Source organism: Streptomyces sp. NPDC001507, assembly GCF_042894765.1.
GTDB lineage: Bacteria > Actinomycetota > Actinomycetes > Streptomycetales > Streptomycetaceae > Streptomyces.
The window spans coordinates 549,870-568,274 of record NZ_JBIAVV010000002.1 but is presented as its reverse complement, the minus strand read 5'-3'; the positions used below and the strand labels follow the sequence as shown (position 1 = coordinate 568,274).

Genomic DNA, 18,405 nt, shown 5'->3' with positions numbered 1-18,405 from the left:
CGCCGACGGCCCCGTACGCAAGCCCCCGCGGGCGTCTGTGGACCGCCGCGGGCCCCTGCGCGCCCCCGTCAGTCCTTGTGGACGGTCCCGTCCGGGTCCAGGCCGCGGAAGGAGAGCAGCACGATCAGGATGCCGCCGCAGACGATGGCCGAGTCGGCCAGGTTGAACACCGCGAAGTGCTTGGGCGCGATGAAGTCGACGACCTGGCCCTCGAAGATCCCCGGCGAGCGGAAGATCCGGTCGGTGAGGTTGCCGAGGGCGCCGCCGAGCAGCAGGCCGAGCGCGACCGCCCAGGGAAAGCTGTACAGCTTGCGCGCCAGCCGGAAGATCACGACGATCACGGCCGCCGCGATCAGCGTGAAGATGATCGTGAAGGCGCCGCCGAATCCGAACGCCGCGCCCGGGTTGCGGATCGCGTGGAACTCCAGCCAGTCGCCGATGACCTCGATCGGGGCGTGGTGCTCCAGCTTCGCGACCACGATCATCTTGCTGACCAGGTCGAGGGCGTACGCGAAGGCGGCCACCGCGAACAGCACGGCGATCCGGCGCCCGCGGCCGGGCCGCGGGTCCGCGGTGGACTGCTGATCCGCACCGGACGTGTCGGACGCGCCGGGCGCCACCGTCCGCTCGCCGCCGTCGTCCGGGGTGCCCGGCGTACCGATGATGCGTTCCGCCTCTGCCACGTGAGTCCCTCAACCTAGGTGCCTGCCTCGGGACGAGACTACGGCACGCCCCAGGAGACCCCGATGCTCAGTAGCGGCGTTCCTGCTTCTGCTTGCACTCCACGCACAGGGTGGCCCTGGGGAAGGCCTGCATCCGGGCCTTGCCGATGGGGTTCCCGCAGTTCTCGCAGAGGCCGTAGGTGCCCGCGTCGAGCTTCTGCAGGGCGCGCTCGGTCTGTTCGAGCATCTCGCGCGCGTTGGCGGCCAGCGCCAGTTCGTGCTCGCGGGTGATGTTCTTGGTGCCGGTGTCGGCCTGGTCGTCACCCGCGCCGTCCCCGGAGTCCCGCATCAGTCCGGCCAGGGCGCTCTCCGACGCGTCGAGCTCGGCGCGCAGCCGCGTCGCCTCGGCCGTCAGCTCGGTGCGCGCCTCCTCGACCTCCTCCGGCGTCCACGGGTCCTCGCCGGCACGCACCGCGAGTTCGCCCGGAGCCGTCGTGGCGATCCGCGCCTTGGGAACGGCGGTGTCCGCCGCCGTGGCCGTGCCAGGAGTCTTCTTCGCAACCACCGTCGTGGCTCCCGTCTGCTTCGCGACCCGCGCCGCGCCCGCTTTCTTGGCCGTGCTCTTCTTGGCCGTGCTCTTCGCCGCCGTGCTCTTCGCCGCCACGGTCTTCGTCGCCGCGGCCTTGGACGCGCTCTTCTCCGCCTTCGCCGACTTCGCCCCGTCGGCCTTCTTCGCGACGGCCTTCTTCGCGGCCGTCTTCCTCACGGGTGCCTTCTTCTCGGCCTCTTTCCCGGCGGAGGCCTTTTCACCCGGCGCTTTCCTGGAAGGAGCCGCCGCTCTCGCGCGCGTGCCCTGCCTTCCGCGGCCCTCTTCGGTGTCGCCGCCGGTGGCGGCCGCGCCCCTGGACCGGCCGGACGCCGGCTGCTGTACGGCGGTCTTCTTCGCCACCATGGCCGCAGCCCCTTCACATATTGTGATTTTGCACGCGAATCGTGCTGGGACGATAAATCGACTTGAGTCCCGCGGCAACGGGGCACGCCGCCCGATCCGCCTGCCCCGCACCCCCCACGCAGCAGGTATGCATCCGTTGTGCCCAGCTCCCCGCGCGGTAATCCGCCGAGCCGGACATCACAGGATGCGAACACGCGTACCGCGCCATTCGGGTCATCTCGGCAGGCGGGCCACCGCACCCCGGCGGCGTCCGGAAAACGGGTCGGCCGCTGTCCGTGCGGCGCCGTACACTGGGCGGAGCGAGAAGCGTGGATGGGGACGAGTAGCGGCGTACGCAGCCCAGAGCGACCCGGGGACGGTGGAAGCCCGGGGGCGAGCGCGACGTGAAGATCACCCCGGAGCCGCCGGAAGAAAGCCCTGAAAGGGTCGGTAGAACCGGCTTCGCGACCCCAATGAGGGGGCTCACCGGCGCGCAAGGCGTCCGGAGGGCCAAGGAGGGTGGTACCGCGGGAGCGCGCCGCACACGGCGTAGGCAGGACAAGGCTCTCGTCCCTCCGACGGAAGGCAGCAAGTCCGTTGGAGGAAGCTCGCAGATGACAGCGCCGACGTACCGCCAGGTGCCCGCACAGGTCGACCTGCCCGCCCTCGAGCACGCCGTGCTCGACTTCTGGCGCGAGCAGAAGATCTTCGCCAAGACCCTGGAGCAGTCCGAGGGCCGCCCCGAGTGGGTGTTCTACGAGGGCCCGCCCACCGCCAACGGCATGCCCGGCGCCCACCACATCGAGGCGCGCGTCTTCAAGGACGTCTTCCCCCGCTTCCGCACCATGCGCGGCTACCACGTGGCCCGCAAGGCCGGCTGGGACTGTCACGGCCTGCCCGTCGAGCTGGCGGTCGAGAAGGAGCTGGGCTTCAGCGGCAAGCCGGACATCGAGAAGTACGGCATCGCCGAGTTCAACGCCAAGTGCCGGGAGTCGGTGACCCGCCACACCGACGCCTTCGAGGCGCTGACGACCCGCATGGGGTACTGGACCGACCTGGACGACGCCTACCGCACGATGGACCCCGAGTACATCGAGTCGGTCTGGTGGTCGCTGAAGACGATCTTCGACAAGGGTCTGCTGGTCCAGGACCACCGCGTCGCCCCCTGGTGTCCGCGCTGCGGCACCGGCCTGTCCGACCACGAGCTGGCGCAGGGCTACGAGACGGTCGTCGACCCCTCCGTGTACGTCCGTTTCCCGCTCACCTCCGGTCCGCTCGCCGGCCAGGCCGCGCTCCTGGTGTGGACGACCACCCCGTGGACCCTGGTGTCCAACACGGCGGTCGCCGCGCACCCGGAGGTCACCTACGTCGTCGCGACCGACGGCGAGGAGAAGGTCGTCGTCGCCGAGCCGCTCGTCGCCAAGGCGCTCGGCGAGGGCTGGGAGACCACGGGCCAGTCCTTCACCGGCACCGAGATGGAGCGCTGGACCTATCAACGTCCGTTCGAGCTCGTGGAGTTCCCGGAACCGGCGCATTACGTCGTGAACGCGGAGTACGTCACGACCGAGGACGGTACGGGCCTGGTCCACCAGTCCCCCGCCTTCGGCGAGGACGACCTCAGGGTCTGCCGCGCCTACGGCCTGCCGGTGGTGAACCCGGTCCGCCCGGACGGCACCTTCGAGGAAAGCGTGCCCCTGGTCGGTGGCGTCTTCTTCAAGAAGGCCGACGAACGGCTCACCGAGGACCTCAAGCAGCGCGGCCTCCTCTTCAAGCACCTGCCGTACGAACACAGCTACCCGCACTGCTGGCGTTGCCACACCGCGCTGCTCTACTACGCGCAGCCGTCCTGGTACATCCGCACGACGGCGATCAAGGACCGCCTGCTCGCGGAGAACGAGGGAACGAACTGGTTCCCCGAGACGGTCAAGCACGGCCGGTACGGGGACTGGCTGAACAACAACATCGACTGGGCACTGTCCCGGAACCGCTACTGGGGCACTCCGCTGCCGATCTGGCGCTGCGAGGACGACCACCTCACCGTGGTCGGCTCCCGCGCGGAGCTGACCGAGCTGACCGGCACCGACCAGTCGGAGCTGGACCCGCACCGCCCGTTCATCGACGAGGTCACCTTCGCGTGCCCGCAGTGCGCGAAGACGGCCACGCGCGTACCGGAGGTCATCGACGCCTGGTACGACTCGGGTTCGATGCCGTTCGCGCAGTGGGGCTACCCGTACAAGAACAAGGACCTGTTCGAGTCCCGCTACCCGGCGCAGTTCATCTCCGAGGCGATCGACCAGACGCGCGGGTGGTTCTACACCCTCATGGCCGTCGGCACGCTGGTCTTCGACAAGTCGTCGTACGAGAACGTGGTCTGCCTGGGGCACATCCTCGCCGAGGACGGCCGCAAGATGTCCAAGCACCTGGGCAACATCCTGCAGCCGATCCCGTTGATGGACCAGCACGGCGCGGACGCGGTGCGCTGGTTCATGGCGGCCGGCGGCTCGCCGTGGGCGGCCCGCCGGGTCGGGCACGGCACGATCCAGGAGGTCGTCCGCAAAACTCTGCTGACCTACTGGAACACGGTCGCCTTCCAGGCGCTGTACGCCCGTACGTCGAACTGGGCGCCGTCCGCGGCGGACCCGGCCCCGGCCGACCGCCCGGTCCTGGACCGCTGGCTGCTCTCCGAGCTGCACGCGCTCACCGACCAGGTGACGCAGGCGCTGGAGGCGTACGACACCCAGCGCGCCGGCAAGCTGCTGTCGGCGTTCGTCGACGACCTGTCCAACTGGTACGTGCGCCGTTCCCGGCGCCGGTTCTGGCAGGGCGACAAGGCCGCGCTGCGCACGCTGCACGAGGTCGTGGAGACCGTCACCAAGCTGATGGCCCCGCTGACCCCGTTCATCACCGAGCGGGTGTGGCAGGACCTGGTGGCACCGGTGACCCCGGGTGCGCCGGAGTCGGTGCACCTGGCGTCGTGGCCGGAGGCCGACCTGTCGGCGATCGACCCGGAGCTGTCCAAGCAGATGGTCCTGGTCCGACGGCTCGTGGAGCTCGGCCGGGCCACGCGCGCGGAGTCGGGTGTCAAGACGCGGCAGCCGCTGTCCCGGGCGCTGGTGGCGGCGGTCGGCTTCGACGCGCTCGACCCGGAGCTGCACGGGCAGATCACCGACGAGCTGAACGTGTCGTCGCTGGCGTCCCTCTCCGAGGTGGGCGGCTCGCTGGTCGACACGACCGCGAAGGCCAACTTCCGGGCGCTCGGCAAGCGGTTCGGCAAGCGGGTGCAGGAGGTCGCCAAGGCGGTCGCCGCGGCGGACGCGGCCGCGCTGTCGCTGGCGCTGCGCGAGGGCACGGCGTCGGTGGAGGTCGAGGGTGAGACGGTGACACTCGCCCCGGACGAGGTGATCATCACTGAGACGCCGCGTGAGGGCTGGTCGGTGGCGTCGGACTCCGGTGCGACCGTCGCGCTCGACCTGGAGATCACGGAGGAGCTGCGCCAGGCGGGCCTCGCCCGGGACGCGATCCGGCTGATCCAGGAGGCGCGCAAGAACAGCGGGCTGGACGTCGCCGACCGGATCGCGCTGCGGTGGGTGTCGACCGACCCGGCGGTGATCGCGGCGCTGGCGGAGCACGCCGGGTTGATCGCCGACGAGGTGCTGGCGACGGACTTCGCGCAGGGCGAGGCCGACGGCGGCTACGGCGAACCGTTCGTGGACGAGGGGCTGTCTCTGACGTTCCGGCTGCGGAAGGCGTAAGCGCCGGCCTGTTCGAGAAGGGCCCGGTCTCCACGGTAGGTGGGGATCGGGCCCCTTTCGTAGGTGCGGGTCGGAGCAGGTACCGTGCGCGGTTCCCCGCGCCCCTCCAAGCACGGTTCCCCGCGCCCCTCCAAGCACAGGTCGGTGTCCGCCCCCCTTCAAGCACCGCCTTCTCGCGTCCCTTGGGTGCTTGCGCAACCCGCGTAAAAAGGGCGGGGCCCCGGATCGGAAATCCGGGGCCCCGCCCTGTGGTGCTCTGCCGACGGCTACGCGCGCTACGCGCCCGCCGTCAGTTGTCGTCCTCGTCGATGAGGAAGCCGCGCATCGGGGACGGCGCCTGGCCCATCGGAGAGGGGCCCTGCGGGCGTACCGGTGCCATCGGCTGGGTCATCGCCGGCGTCATCTGCTGCTGGCCGCCGTAGGACGGGCCGGCGGGGGACGGGCCGCCCATCGACGGGTTGCCGCCGTAGGACGGGGCGCTCGCGCCGGCCGGGGCCATGGAGGGCGCCGGGAGGGAGGCCGTGGCCGGGGTGCGCGGCGGCGCCAGGGAGTCGTCGGCCTGGGTTTCCAGCTGACGCAGCTGCGACTCCAGGTACGACTTCAGACGCGTGCGGTACTCGCGCTCGAAGCCGCGCAGGTCCTCGACCTTGCGCTCCAGCGTGGCGCGCGCGGACTCCAGGGAGCCCATGGCGACGCGGTGCTTCTCCTGCGCGTCCCGCTCCAGCGCGTCGGCCTTGGCACGGGCGTCACGCTCCAGACCCTCGGCGCGGCTGCGGGCCTCGCCGACGATCTTGTTGGCCTCGGAGCGGGCCTCGGCGATCGCCTGGTCGGCGGTCTGCTGGGCCAGCGAGAGGACACGGGCGGCGCTGTCGCCACCGGGGCCCTGACCGGGGCCGCCCATCGGACCGCCCATGGGGCCGCCCATCGGGCCACCCATCTGCTGCTGCATGGGGGGCTGGCCACCCATCGGGCCCATGCCCTGACCCATCGGGCCGGGACCCTGCATGCCCTGACCCATCGGACCGGGACCCTGGCCCATCGGACCCTGGCCCATCGGACCCTGGCCCATCGGACCCTGGCCCATCGGACCGGGACCCTGCGGACCGCCCTGGCCACTGGGACCGGCCGGCAGCTGCGGGGCGCCGCTCGGCAGCTGCGGGGGACCGCCCATGGGGCCACCCATCTGCTGCTGCGGCGGGCCCGATATGCCGGCGGGCACCGGAGCGCCGGGACCTCGCATGCCCTGCTGCGGCATCCCGCCCTGCGGCATGCCCTGGGGCATCCCGCCCTGCTGGGGCATCCCGCCCTGAGGCATGCCGCCCTGCTGGTCCTGCGGCTCCGGAGGCTTGCGCATGTTCTGCTGGTTCTGGGCAGCAGCGCGCGTGGCCGCGGCCAGCTTGGCGCGCAGGTCCTCGTTCTCGCGGAGCAGGCGCGTCAGTTCGGCTTCGACCTCATCGAGGAAGGCATCGACCTCGTCCTCGTCATAGCCTTCTCGGAGGCGGACGGTCGTGAACTGCTTGTTCCGCACGTCCTCGGGGGTCAACGGCATCTCTTCACCTCAACGTAGTCGTCGGCATCGGCAAGACGGTAGGTCACATCGCTCATCACAGCCGACCAACGATCGCGATCAGGATGTAGACGATGATCATCAGTACGAAGAAGGACAGGTCGAGCGCCACGCCCCCGAGACGCAGCGGCGGAATGAACCGCCGCAGAAGCTTGAGCGGTGGATCGGTGACAGTGTAGGTGGCCTCAAGTACGACCACCATCGCCTTGCCGGGTTGCCATGAGCGGGCGAACTGGAACACGTAGTCCATGACCAACCGGAAGATGAGCACGATGAGGAAGCACATCAGCGCGATGTAGATCACATCCAGGAACACGCTCATGGTCCGTGCTTTCCCTCTCCCCTGTTTCCGTGCCTAGTACCGGTCTTGCGTCTCAGCTCTGGTTGAAGAACCCGCCCTCTGCGATGCGGGCCTTGTCCTCCGCCGTGACATCGACGTTAGCAGGCGACAACAGGAACACCTTCTGCGTCACCCGCTCGATGCTGCCGTGAAGACCAAACACCAAACCGGCCGCAAAGTCGACAAGTCGCTTCGCGTCTGTGTCATCCATCTCAGTCAGATTCATGATCACCGGGGTGCCCTCACGGAAGTGTTCCCCGATGGTACGGGCCTCGTTGTAGGTCCGGGGGTGAAGCGTGGTGATCCGGTAAGGCTCTCGTTCCGACACGACCTTGGGCATGATCACCGGTGCGTTCTTCTCCAGGCTTGCGCGTTCTTGTGTGATGGACGCCACGGGGGCGATGCGCGCCGGGCGTCCCGATTCCGCGGGGAGCCCGGCGGAATGCGACACCGGCTCGCGCGGGGGCGACGGCTGTACCACTCGTACCGAATCGTCCCTTTGGGACTGGTGTGAACCGTGGGACTGGTGTGACGGCTCGTGCCGTCGATGGTCCCGCTCGGGCTCCGGGTCCAGTTCGGGCTCGAAGTCGTCGTCGGGGTCGAATCCGCGGCCGTCGTACCCATCGTCCTCCACGAGGCCGAGGTAGACCGCCATCTTGCGCATCGCGCCGGCCATGCTCTGAGTCCTCCGCTCTGTGGTGGATCGGTGACGACTGCCAAGTCCCGCGATCCACACGGCCGTTGTGCCCGTATTGGGCGGCATTGACCATATTTTCTGCTGTGGTCCGACTTCCTGGCGACGTTACCCGAGCCTGGGGCGGACTCCGAGTACCGCGGTGCCGACGCGTACATGTGTCGCCCCGGCGGCCACGGCTTCCTCAAGGTCCGCACTCATCCCTGCGGAGACCATGTTCGCAGCCGGATGGGCTCGGCGCAGGTCGGTCGACAAATCCATCAACCGCCCGAACGCCGCGCGTTGGCGCCCCGCGTACTCCCCGGCGAGCGGAGCGACGGTCATGAGGCCGTCGAGCCTCAGCCCCGGCGAGCCGGCGACGAGGGCGGCCAACTCTTCGATTCCGCCCGGAGCCACGCCGCCGCGCTCCCCTCGGCCGCTCGCGCCCGCGTCGAGCGCGACCTGGAGGAGGCACCCGACCTCGCGCCCGGCCCGCACCGCCTCCCTGGACAGTGCGTCCACGAGCCTGGCGCGGTCGACGGACTGCACGACATCCGCATAACCCACTACGGATCGCACTTTATTGGTCTGCAATTGACCGACAAAGTGCCAAAACAAGGGCAGATCCGAACATTCGGCGGCCTTGGGGGCCGCGTCCTGGTCCCGGTTCTCGGCGACGTGGCGCACCCCGAGCCCCGACAGGATCCGCACGTCGCTCGCCGGGTAGGTCTTGGTGACCACGATCAGGGTCACCTCCTCCCGCTTGCGCCCGGCCGCCGCACAGGCGGCGGCGATGCGCTCCTCCACTTTCGCCAGGTTTCTGGCGAGTTCGGTCTTACGGTCCGTCATGCCCCATCAGTCCAGCCACACATAGCCGGCGAGCCGCCCGGTGGTGCGGTCCCGCCGGTACGAGAAGTGATCACCCGACTCCAGCGTGCACACCGGCGACTGCGCCCGGTCGAGCACTCCGGCGCGCGCGAGCTGTGCGTGCACCCCGGCGGCCACGTCCACGGCCGGAGTGCCCCAGCTGGTCTCGGCGTGCGCCGTCGGCTCGACGGCGGCCACCTCGGCGCGCATCGCCTCCGGCACCTCGTAGCACCGGCCGCACACGGCGGGTCCGGTGCGGGCGACGATCCGGGCCGGGTCGGCGCCGAGCGACTCCATGGCGTCGATCGCGGCCGGCACGATCCCCTTGACCATGCCCGGCCGCCCGGCATGGGCGGCGGCGGCCACTCCGGCCACCGGGTCCGCCAGCAGGACCGGCACGCAGTCGGCGGTCAGCACGGCGAGGGCGAGCCCGCGGACCGCGGTCACCAGCCCGTCGACCTCCGGGGTGAGCCGGGTGGTCCACGGTCCCTCGACCTCGGCCACGTCGTTCCCGTGCACCTGGTTCATCCAGACCACCCGGCCGGGGTCCAGTCCGAGCGACCTGGCGGCGAGCTCCCGATTGGTCCGTACCACTCCGGGGTCGTCGCCGACCGCCCCGCCCAGGTTGAGCTCCTCGTACGGAGCGGCGCTCACCCCGCCCCACCTGTCGGTGAAGGCGAAGTGCGCGCCGCTCACGGTCTCGCGCTGTCCTATCACGTCGTAAGGATCACTTGAGGAAGTCCGGTACGTCCAGTTCCTCGGCCGCGCTGTCCGTGTAGGAACGGGACTGCGGGACCGGCGGGGCGACCGGGATGTCGGCCACCGGCTCGGGCACCGGCTCCGGCTCCTCCTTCGGCGTCACGCTGCCGAGCGAGCCGAAGGAGGGGCGCTCGGGCTCCCGGCGGGCCGGAGCGGGCTCGTCGCGGCGGGCGCCGGCCGAGGACGAGCCGAGGACGTTGTCCCGGCGGGCCGGGGGCTGGCCGCCGTCGAAGCCGGCCGCGATGACGGTGACGCGGACCTCGTCGCCGAGGGCGTCGTCGATGACCGCGCCGAAGATGATGTTGGCCTCGGGGTGGGCGGCCTCGCTGACCAGCTGGGCGGCCTCGTTGATCTCGAACAGGCCGAGGTCGGAGCCGCCGGAGATGGAGAGCAGCACGCCCCGGGCGCCGTCGATGGAGGCCTCCAGGAGCGGCGAGGAGATCGCCATCTCGGCGGCGGCCACCGCGCGGTCGTCGCCGCGGGCCGAGCCGATGCCCATGAGGGCCGAGCCGGCCTCGGACATGACCGACTTGACGTCGGCGAAGTCGAGGTTGATCAGGCCGGGGGTGGTGATGAGGTCGGTGATGCCCTGGACACCGGAGAGCAGGACCTGGTCGGCCGACTTGAAGGCGTCGAGCACGGAGACCTGGCGGTCCGAGATGGACAGCAGCCGGTCGTTCGGGATGACGATGAGGGTGTCGACCTCTTCGCGGAGTTCGGCGATGCCGTCCTCGGCCTGGTTGGCCCGGCGCCGGCCCTCGAAGGTGAACGGGCGGGTGACCACGCCGATGGTGAGGGCGCCCAGCGAGCGCGCGATGTTGGCCACGACGGGCGCGCCGCCGGTGCCGGTGCCGCCGCCTTCACCGGCCGTCACGAAGACCATGTCGGCCCCCTTGAGGACCTCCTCGATCTCCTCGCGGTGGTCCTCGGCGGCCTTGCGGCCGACGGCCGGGTTGGCGCCGGCGCCGAGTCCGCGGGTGAGTTCACGGCCGACGTCGAGCTTGACGTCGGCGTCGCTCATCAACAGCGCCTGTGCGTCGGTGTTGATGGCGATGAACTCGACGCCCTTGAGGCCGACCTCGATCATCCGGTTGATGGCATTGACACCACCGCCGCCGACACCGATGACCTTGATGACTGCGAGGTAGTTCTGCGGTGCTGCCACGTCGAAGGCCTCTCGCCTCGAATTACGTTGCCGTCCACGTGCGGTGTCCCGCGCGGGGCGACAGATGCCGATTGGGACGGTCCGTAGCGCCGACCCGAACCCTAACGTTGAAGTTTAGGGTTACCAGTGTGTCCGTTCCTTGAAGTCTTCTGAACAGGACACTAAGTCGACAAGTGGCGCCCGTTCAACGAACACGCCGAACCTCCCGTTTTTCTTTTCACCCTATGTGATCAGCCGTAGCAGTGCCCAACCAGGGTGCTGGCCTGCGCTGATGTGCGTCAACTCGCCGCTGACGCAGGGGCGGTGGGAACACTCACGTCGAAGTGCCGGGCACCGGATGCGGCTTTCAGGAGTGCGGTGAGGGTGCGCGCCTTCGCGGCACCGTTCTCGGAACTGCCCCACTCCACGACGCGGCCGCCGCTCAACTCCAGCGAGATGTCGTCGTAGGAACGGACCTTGAGGGTCCGGGTGTCCCGGCGGACGGCGGCCGGAACGGCGCGCGCGACGTCGACCGCCTCCCGCACCAGCCGGTCGGTGCCGAACCGGCGCAGGCTCGCGGTCGCCGAACCCGACCGGGCCGGACTCAATTCCAGCTCCGGAACGCCTTTCGGCGCCTGCGAAACCGTGGCGAACCGGACGCCTTTCCTGTCCACTTCGGTGAAATTTCCGCCCTTTTCGATGAGCAGCACGGGGGTGCGCTCGGTCACTTTCAGCCCGATTCCGCGGGGCCAGGAACGGACCACGTCCACCGTGTCGATGCGGGGCAGCCTCCGGCGCAGCCGGGCCTCGATCCCGTCGGTGTCGACGGTGACCAGCGGCGCCCCGACCGGCACGTCGGCCGCCTCCAGGACGTCCTCGGGGGTCAGAACCGCCGTACCGGACACGGAGACATGGCGCACCCGCAGCCACGGGGAGCCGTACAGGAGCCAGGCGGAGCCGGAGCCGAGGAGCACCACGGCCAGCACCAGAATGACCATCCTACGAAAGCGGCGGTTCCGTAGCCGCCGGACGAGCGGCGGGCCGGACGACTCCTGCTGGCGCTCACCGCGTTCCGCGGTGGTGGTCGGTCCGGCCACGCTGCTCACTTGCCTTTCGTCATACGGTCCTACCGGCTTGAGGCGATCGCCTCGTACACCATGCCGACGAGCAGGTCGTCGGCGTCCCGGCGGCCGAACTCGCTTGCCGCACGCGACATCTCGTACAGCCGGTGCGGGTCGGCGAGCACCGGCAGGACGTTCTGCTGCACCCACTCCGGGGTGAGTTCGGCGTCGTCGACCAGCAGACCGCCGCCGGCCTTGACCACCGGCTGGGCGTTCAGCCGCTGTTCGCCGTTGCCGATGGGCAGCGGGACGTAGGCGGCCGGGAGCCCGACGGCGGAGAGTTCGGCGACGGTCATCGCGCCCGCACGGCAGAGCATCATGTCGGCCGCGGCGTACGCGAGGTCCATCCGGTCCAGGTAACTTACCGGGATATAGGGCGGCATCCCCGGCATCTGGTGCACCTGCGGCAGTTCGTTCTTCGGGCCGACCGCGTGCAGGATCTGGATGCCGGCCTGCTGCAGCCAGGGCGCGACCTGCTGGACGACCTCGTTGAGGCGGCGGGCGCCCTGGGAGCCGCCGGAGACCAGCAGCGTGGGCAGGTTGGGGTCGAGGCCGAAGCGGTGCCGGGCCTCGGGGCGGGCGGCGGCCCGGTCCAGGGTGGCGATGGAGCGGCGCAGCGGGATGCCGATGTAGCGGGCGTCGCGCAGCTTGCTGTCCGGCGTGGAGACGGCGACCCTGGCGGCGTACCGGGAGCCGATCTTGTTGGCGAGGCCGGGGCGGGCGTTGGCCTCGTGGATCACGATCGGCACGCCGAGGCGCTTGGCGGCGAGGTAGGCGGGCAGGGCGACGTAGCCGCCGAAGCCGGCGACGCAGTCCGCCTTGGTGCGCTCCAGGACCTGCTCGGCGGCCTTGATGGTGCCGCGCAGCCGGCCGGGGACGGTGATCAGCTCAGGAGTGGGCCTGCGGGGCAGCGGCACCGCCGGGATCAGCGCCAGCTCGTAGCCGCGCTGCGGGACGAGCGTGGTCTCCAGGCCGCGTTCCGTGCCCAGGGCCGTGATCCCCACGGTGGGGTCCTGCCTGCGCAGGGCGTCCGCGAGGGCGAGCGCGGGCTCGATGTGGCCGGCGGTCCCCCCACCAGCGAGTACGACATGCACCGAAATTCACCGCTCTCCGGACGAGCGCGCCGCCGAGGCACGCCGTCGCATCGTGTTCCATCTCCGAGGCCCCTGAGGGCCCCCGGCTCCCCGCTTTCTACCAAAGCGAGGTTGCCGCATCGCAAGCGCCGCCCGCGCAGCGGGCTCGTCGCGCGCGAAGGCGATCAGCAGCCCGATGGCGAACATGGTCGGCAGCAGGGCGGAGCCTCCGTAGGAGAACAGCGGGAGGGGGACGCCGGCGATCGGCAGCAGACCGAGCACCGCACCGATGTTGATCACCGCCTGGGCGGTGATCCAGGTGGTCACGCCTCCCGCGGCGTACCTCACGAAGGGGTCCTCCGTGCGTCCGGCCACGCGGATACCCGCATAGCCTAGAGCCGCGAAGAGGGCCAGTACCGACAGCGTCCCCGCCAGGCCCAGTTCCTCACCGGTGACGGCGAAGATGAAGTCGGTGTGGGCTTCGGGGAGTTGTCCCCATTTCTCCACACTCGCACCGAGGCCGGATCCGAAGAGTCCGCCGGAGGCCAGGGCGTAGATGCCATGAACCGCCTGCCAGCAGTCGGCGACACCGCTCCTCGGCTCGGTGGCGCCGATGCAGGCGAGCCGGGCCATGCGGTTGGGACTGGTCTTGATGAGGATCACACCGAGCACGCCCGCGATGGACAGCACACCGGCGAACAGCCGGGTCGGCGCCCCCGCCAGCCACAGCACGCCGAACAGGATCGCGGTCAGGATGATCGCCGTGCCCATGTCCCCGCCGAGCATGATCAGCCCGAGCAGCAGGAAGCTCACCGGAACGAGCGGCACCAGCATGTGCTTCCACTGGTTCAGCAGCCGCTTCTCCTGTTTGCGCGCCATCAGGTCGGCGCCCCACAGCACCAGCGCGAGCTTGCCGAACTCGCTGGGCTGGATCTGGAAGGAGCCGCCCAGGGAGATCCAGTTCTGGTTGCCGTTGACGGACATCCCTATCCCCGGCACCTGCACCAGCGCCATCAGGAAGACGGCTCCGGCGAGGATCGGGTAGGCGAGCGCCCGGTGCAGCTTCACCGGCATGCGGGACGCCACGAACAGCAGCACTCCCCCGATGCAGGCGGCCAGGAACTGCTTCCGGAAGAAGAACGAGCCCGGCAGCGACATCTGCAGCGCGGTGATCTGGGAGGCCGAGTAGACCATCACCAGGCCCAGCACGATGATGAGCAGACTGCCGCCGAGGATCAGGTAGTACGCGGTGAGCGGCCGGTCCCAGGCCCGGTGGGCGCGCATGTAGAACCGCCGCAGCGAGTTGTCGCGCGCGGCGCGGGGCGCGACGGGCCGGCGCACCGCCCGCTGTACGGGCGGCCGGCCGGTGCGGCTACCGGACATCAACGCCTCCGCTGAGAGCCTGTGTCATATCCCTGGTCGGATGAGCGCACGTCGTCATGGGGGTGCCCCCGCGCGAGGTTGTTCGAGCGTGGGGGAGGAGCCACGTGGGCGTTTCGGCAACGCGGCTGGGGGTCCCCCCTCCGGGGGAGTGCGTGCCAGGCGGCGTGCGCCCGGCCGGGGATGTGACACAGGCTCTGCACGTCGACCGTCCCACGCGTCCCTCCCAAGGTCGCCCGGCAGGCGGCCGGGTCAGGCGCCGAGTTCGCGAACCGCCTGGGCGAACGCGTCACCGCGCTTGTTGTAGTTGGCGAACATGTCCATGGAGGCACAGGCGGGTGCCAACAGCACCGTGTCTCCGGCGGTGGCGAGCCGCCGGGCCTCCTGGACCGCCGCGAGCATCGCCCCAGTGTCGGTCCGGTCGAGGTCGACGACCGGGACTTCCGGCGCGTGTCGCGCGAGGGCCTCCAGGATGAGGGCGCGATCCGCACCGATGAGTACCGCGCCGCGAAGTCGCTTTGCCGACTTGGCGACCAGTTCGTCGAAGGTCGCGCCCTTCGCCAGACCGCCCGCAATCCATACGATCGACTCATATGACGCCAACGAGGCTTCGGCCGCATGGGTGTTGGTGGCCTTGGAGTCGTCCACGTAGGAGACCCCGTCCACGTCGGCGACGTGCGCGATGCGGTGGGCGTCCGGCGTGAAGGCCCGCAGCCCGTCCCGTACGGCCGTGGGGGGCACCCCGAAGGCGCGCGCGAGGGCCGCGGCGGCAAGGGCGTTGGCGATGTTGTGCGGGGCCGGCGGGTTGACGTCGGCCACCTCGGCCAGCTCCTGGGCGTTCTTCTGCCGGTTCTGGACGAAGGCGCGGTCGACCAGGATGCCGTCCACGACGCCGAGTTGGGAGGGGCCCGGGGTGCCGAGGGTGAAGCCGACGGCCCGGCAGCCCTCCTCGACGTCGGCCTCGCGGACCAGGTCCTCGGTGAGCTTGTCGGCGACGTTGTAGACGCAGGCGACCCGGTTGCCCTCGTAGATGCGGCCCTTGTCCTTGGCGTACGCCTCCATGGAGCCGTGCCAGTCGAGGTGGTCGGGGGCGAGGTTCAGCACGGCCGCCGAGTGGGCGCGCAGCGAGGGCGCCCAGTGCAGCTGGTAGCTGGACAGCTCCACCGCGAGGACGTCGTACTCCTCGTCCCCGAGGACCGCGTCGAGCAGCGAGACGCCGATGTTGCCGACGGCGGCCGTGCGCAGGCCGGCGGCCTTGAGGATGGACGCCAGCATCTGGACGGTGGTGGTCTTGCCGTTCGTGCCGGTGACGGCCAGCCAGGGAGCCGCGTCGGGACCCCGGAGCCGCCAGGCGAGTTCGACGTCGCCCCAGATCTCGATGCCGGCCGCGCGTGCCGCCTGGAACAGGGGCTTGTCCGGTTTCCAGCCGGGCGCGGTGACGATGAGCTCGGTGCCCTCCGGCAGGGTCGCGCCGTCGCCGAGCCGTACCGTGACGCCCAGGGCCTCCAGTTCGGCGGCCTGTTCACGCGCGCGTGCGTCGTCGCCGTCGTTGACGACCGTGACGATTGCCCCGCGCGCGTGCAGCACCTTGGCCGCCGGGACACCGGAGACGCCGAGCCCGGCGACGGTGACGTGCTTGCCCTGCCAGTCGGTCACTTGTCCGCTGCCCATCCTGCATAGAAGAGGCCGAGTCCGACAATCACACAGATGCCCTGGATGATCCAGAAGCGGACCACCACAAGGACTTCGGACCAGCCCTTGAGTTCGAAGTGGTGCTGGAGTGGTGCCATCCGGAAGACGCGCTTGCCGGTGAGCCGGAAGGAGCCGACCTGGATGACGACCGACATGGTGATGAGGACGAACAGGCCGCCCATGATGGCGACGAGCAGCTCCGTGCGGGAGAGGATCGCCAGGCCCGTGAGGACGCCACCGAGCGCGAGCGAACCGGTGTCGCCCATGAAGATCTTGGCCGGCGAGGTGTTCCACCACAGGAAGCCGAGGCAGGACCCCATCAGCGCGGAGGCGATGACCGCGAGGTCCAGCGGGTCGCGCACCTCGTAGCAGGCGTTGGGGTTGGTCAGGGTCGTCGCGTTGGCGCAGGACTCCTGGAACTGCCAGACGCCGATGAACGTGTAGGCGCCGAAGACGAGCACGGAGGCGCCGGTGGCCAGACCGTCCAGACCGTCGGTCAGGTTCACGCCGTTGGACATCGCGAGGATCATGAACAGCGCCCACACCACGAACAGCACCGGGCCGATGGTCCAGCCGAAGTCCGTGATGAAGGACAGCTTGGTGGAGGCCGGGGTGTTGCCGCGGGCGTCGGCGAACTGCAGCGACAGCACCGCGAAGGAGATGCCGACGATCAGCTGCCCGGCCATCTTCGCCTTGGCCCGCAGACCGAGCGAGCGCCGCTTGACGATCTTGATGTAGTCGTCCAGGAAGCCGACCAGGCCCATCCCGCACATCAGGCCGAGCACCAGCAGACCCGAGTAGGTGGGGGTGTAGCCGGTGATCACCTTGGACAGGAAGTAGGCGGCTACCGTCGACAGGATGAAGGCGATACCGCCCATCGTCGGCGTACCGCGCTTGCTGGCGTGCTCGCGCGGGCCGTCGTCCCGGATGTACTGGCCGTAGCCCTTGCGGGCGAGGAGCTTGATCAGCAGCGGGGTGCCGATCAGCGTCAGGAAGAGACCGATGACGCCCGAGAAGAGGATCTGCTTCATCATCGGGCATCAACACCCTCGGCACCGGGCTCCAGGAGCGCCTGCGCAACGCTCTCCAGGCCCACCGACCGTGACGCCTTCACGAGGACGACGTCCCCCGGGCGCAACTCGCTGCGCAACAGGTCGACCGCCGCCTGTGCGTCGGACACGTGCACCGACTCCTCACCCCACGAACCCTCGTTATATGCGCCCAGTTGCAGCCAGGAGGCTTCCACTCCCCCGACGGCGACGAGCTTGCCGACATTGAGCCGGACGGCGAGCCGTCCGACCGCGTCGTGCTCGGCGAGCGCCTCGTCCCCGAGCTCGGCCATCTTGCCGAGCACCGCCCACGTGCGGCGCCCCTGTCCCATGGCCGCGAGCGCGCGCAGTGCGGCTCGCATGGACTCGGGGTTGGCGTTGTAGGCGTCGTTGACGATGGTCACGCCGTCCGGGCGCTCGGTGACCTCCATACGCCAGCGGGAGAGGGAGCCCGCCTCGGAGAGCGCGAGGGCGATCTCTTCCGCGGACATGCCCAGCTCATGGGCGACGGCGGCCGCGGCGAGCGCGTTCGACACGTGGTGCTCACCGTACAGGCGCATGGTCACATCGCTTGCACCGGAGGGTGTGTGAAGGCTGAACGCGGGCTGTCCCGTGTCCGTGAGTCGCACGTTCTCGGCCCGAACGTCCGCTTCGGCCGACTCTCCGAAAAGGACCACCTTCGCCTTGGTACGGGAGGCCATGGCCCGCACCAGCGGGTCGTCGGCGTTGAGGACCGCGACCCCGCCGTCCTCGGCCGCGGGCAGCGCCTCCACCAACTCGCCCTTCGCCTGGGCGATCTGCTCCCGGCCGCCGAACTCGCCGATGTGGGCGGTGCCGACGTTGAGGACCAGACCGACCTTCGGGGGCGTCAGATCGGTGAGGTAGCGGATGTGGCCGATGCCGCGGGCGCCCATCTCCAGCACCAGGAACTTCGTCTCCTCGGTGGCGGACAGGGCGGTCAGCGGCAGTCCGATCTCGTTGTTGAGCGAGCCGGGCGTGAAGACGGTCGGCGCCTTGGTGCGCAGCACCTGGGCGATGAGGTCCTTGGTGCTGGTCTTGCCGGCCGAGCCGGTCAGCGCCACGAGGGTCGCGCCGAGCCGTCGTACGACATGACGCGCGAGGGCGCCGAGGGCGGTCTGGACGTCGTCCACGACGATCGCGGGCACGCCGACGGGGCGCGACGCCAGGACGGCGACCGCGCCGGCGGCCACGACCTGCCGGGCGAAGTCGTGGCCGTCCACGCGCTCGCCCACGAAGGCGGCGAACAGGCTGCCCGGCCCCGCTTCGCGGGAGTCCCGGACGACCTCCCCGGTGACCTGGACGGACGGATCCGGTATGTCGTGCGTCTGCCCGCCGACGACTTCTGCGATCTCGGCGAGAGAGAGGGCGATCACA

15 protein-coding genes are annotated in these 18,405 nt (G+C 70.2%); 1 reads left to right on the top strand and 14 read right to left on the bottom strand.

All coding sequences use genetic code 11. The features are described 5' to 3' along the window. Positions 1-68: 68 nt before the first annotated feature. Positions 69-683 (bottom strand): signal peptidase II, encoded by a 615-nt coding sequence (lspA, locus tag ACFY0K_RS08705; protein ID WP_390639212.1) that lies wholly within the window; start codon positions 681-683, stop codon positions 69-71. Between the two features lie 67 nt (positions 684-750). Further along, a complete protein-coding gene (locus ACFY0K_RS08700; protein WP_390639211.1) occupies positions 751-1,614 on the bottom strand; it encodes a TraR/DksA C4-type zinc finger protein in 864 nt (287 codons plus the stop codon). A 593-nt stretch (positions 1,615-2,207) separates the two neighbouring features. On the opposite strand from ACFY0K_RS08700, the gene ileS reads away from it, so the two are divergent. Further along, positions 2,208-5,345, top strand: coding sequence for an isoleucine--tRNA ligase (gene ileS / locus ACFY0K_RS08695; RefSeq protein ID WP_390639210.1), 3,138 nt, complete (start codon positions 2,208-2,210; stop codon positions 5,343-5,345). A gap of 289 nt (positions 5,346-5,634) precedes the next feature. Here ileS and ACFY0K_RS08690 read toward each other — a convergent pair whose 3' ends face one another. The 12 genes from ACFY0K_RS08690 to murF form a co-directional block, all read right to left on the bottom strand. Beyond that, a complete protein-coding gene (locus ACFY0K_RS08690; protein ID WP_390639209.1) occupies positions 5,635-6,894 on the bottom strand; it encodes a DivIVA domain-containing protein in 1,260 nt (419 codons plus the stop codon). A gap of 55 nt (positions 6,895-6,949) precedes the next feature. Continuing rightward, a complete protein-coding gene (locus tag ACFY0K_RS08685; RefSeq protein WP_046729537.1) occupies positions 6,950-7,234 on the bottom strand; it encodes a YggT family protein in 285 nt (94 codons plus the stop codon). Positions 7,235-7,286: 52 nt separating this feature from the next. Further along, the gene (locus ACFY0K_RS08680) at positions 7,287-7,928 is read right to left on the bottom strand and encodes a cell division protein SepF (protein ID WP_352365951.1); all 642 of its coding nucleotides are present in this window, start codon (positions 7,926-7,928) and stop codon (positions 7,287-7,289) included. A 126-nt stretch (positions 7,929-8,054) separates the two neighbouring features. Next, on the bottom strand, positions 8,055-8,774 hold the full coding sequence (locus tag ACFY0K_RS08675) for a YggS family pyridoxal phosphate-dependent enzyme (RefSeq protein WP_390639208.1): 720 nt from the start codon (positions 8,772-8,774) through the stop codon (positions 8,055-8,057). Between the two features lie 6 nt (positions 8,775-8,780). Beyond that, entirely contained in the window at positions 8,781-9,509 is a 729-nt protein-coding gene (pgeF, locus tag ACFY0K_RS08670; RefSeq protein WP_390639207.1) for a peptidoglycan editing factor PgeF, read from the bottom strand. 10 nt (positions 9,510-9,519) lie between these two features. Next, entirely contained in the window at positions 9,520-10,716 is a 1,197-nt protein-coding gene (gene ftsZ, locus ACFY0K_RS08665; RefSeq protein ID WP_390639206.1) for a cell division protein FtsZ, read from the bottom strand. Positions 10,717-10,994: 278 nt separating this feature from the next. Further along, positions 10,995-11,792, bottom strand: coding sequence for a cell division protein FtsQ/DivIB (locus tag ACFY0K_RS08660; RefSeq protein WP_388597500.1), 798 nt, complete (start codon positions 11,790-11,792; stop codon positions 10,995-10,997). 29 nt (positions 11,793-11,821) lie between these two features. Beyond that, positions 11,822-12,910, bottom strand: coding sequence for an undecaprenyldiphospho-muramoylpentapeptide beta-N-acetylglucosaminyltransferase (gene murG, locus ACFY0K_RS08655; protein WP_093504093.1), 1,089 nt, complete (start codon positions 12,908-12,910; stop codon positions 11,822-11,824). A 6-nt stretch (positions 12,911-12,916) separates the two neighbouring features. After that, positions 12,917-14,272 carry a putative lipid II flippase FtsW gene (gene ftsW / locus ACFY0K_RS08650; protein WP_390639205.1) on the bottom strand — a complete coding sequence of 452 codons (1,356 nt, stop codon included), beginning with the start codon at positions 14,270-14,272 and terminating at the stop codon, positions 12,917-12,919. Between the two features lie 249 nt (positions 14,273-14,521). Then, on the bottom strand, positions 14,522-15,940 hold the full coding sequence (murD, locus tag ACFY0K_RS08645; RefSeq protein WP_390639204.1) for a UDP-N-acetylmuramoyl-L-alanine--D-glutamate ligase: 1,419 nt from the start codon (positions 15,938-15,940) through the stop codon (positions 14,522-14,524). After that, on the bottom strand, positions 15,922-16,992 hold the full coding sequence (gene mraY, locus ACFY0K_RS08640) for a phospho-N-acetylmuramoyl-pentapeptide-transferase (RefSeq protein WP_093504086.1): 1,071 nt from the start codon (positions 16,990-16,992) through the stop codon (positions 15,922-15,924). Before mraY ends, murD begins: the two co-directional genes overlap by 19 nt. Beyond that, a complete protein-coding gene (murF, locus tag ACFY0K_RS08635; RefSeq protein ID WP_390639203.1) occupies positions 16,992-18,404 on the bottom strand; it encodes a UDP-N-acetylmuramoyl-tripeptide--D-alanyl-D-alanine ligase in 1,413 nt (470 codons plus the stop codon). The genes mraY and murF overlap by 1 nt, the downstream gene beginning before the upstream one ends. Position 18,405: the final 1 nt, after the last annotated feature.

Coding starts and splice junctions, on each gene's coding strand:
- ACFY0K_RS08700 (WP_390639211.1), bottom strand. CDS start 1,614: ATGGTGGCGAAGAAGACCGCCGTACAGCAGCCGGCGTCCGGCCGGTCC.
- ileS (WP_390639210.1), top strand. CDS start 2,208: ATGACAGCGCCGACGTACCGCCAGGTGCCCGCACAGGTCGACCTGCCC.
- ACFY0K_RS08690 (WP_390639209.1), bottom strand. CDS start 6,894: ATGCCGTTGACCCCCGAGGACGTGCGGAACAAGCAGTTCACGACCGTC.
- ACFY0K_RS08685 (WP_046729537.1), bottom strand. CDS start 7,234: ATGAGCGTGTTCCTGGATGTGATCTACATCGCGCTGATGTGCTTCCTC.
- ACFY0K_RS08680 (WP_352365951.1), bottom strand. CDS start 7,928: ATGGCCGGCGCGATGCGCAAGATGGCGGTCTACCTCGGCCTCGTGGAG.
- ACFY0K_RS08675 (WP_390639208.1), bottom strand. CDS start 8,774: ATGACGGACCGTAAGACCGAACTCGCCAGAAACCTGGCGAAAGTGGAG.
- ftsW (WP_390639205.1), bottom strand. CDS start 14,272: ATGTCCGGTAGCCGCACCGGCCGGCCGCCCGTACAGCGGGCGGTGCGC.
- murD (WP_390639204.1), bottom strand. CDS start 15,940: ATGGGCAGCGGACAAGTGACCGACTGGCAGGGCAAGCACGTCACCGTC.
- mraY (WP_093504086.1), bottom strand. CDS start 16,992: ATGAAGCAGATCCTCTTCTCGGGCGTCATCGGTCTCTTCCTGACGCTG.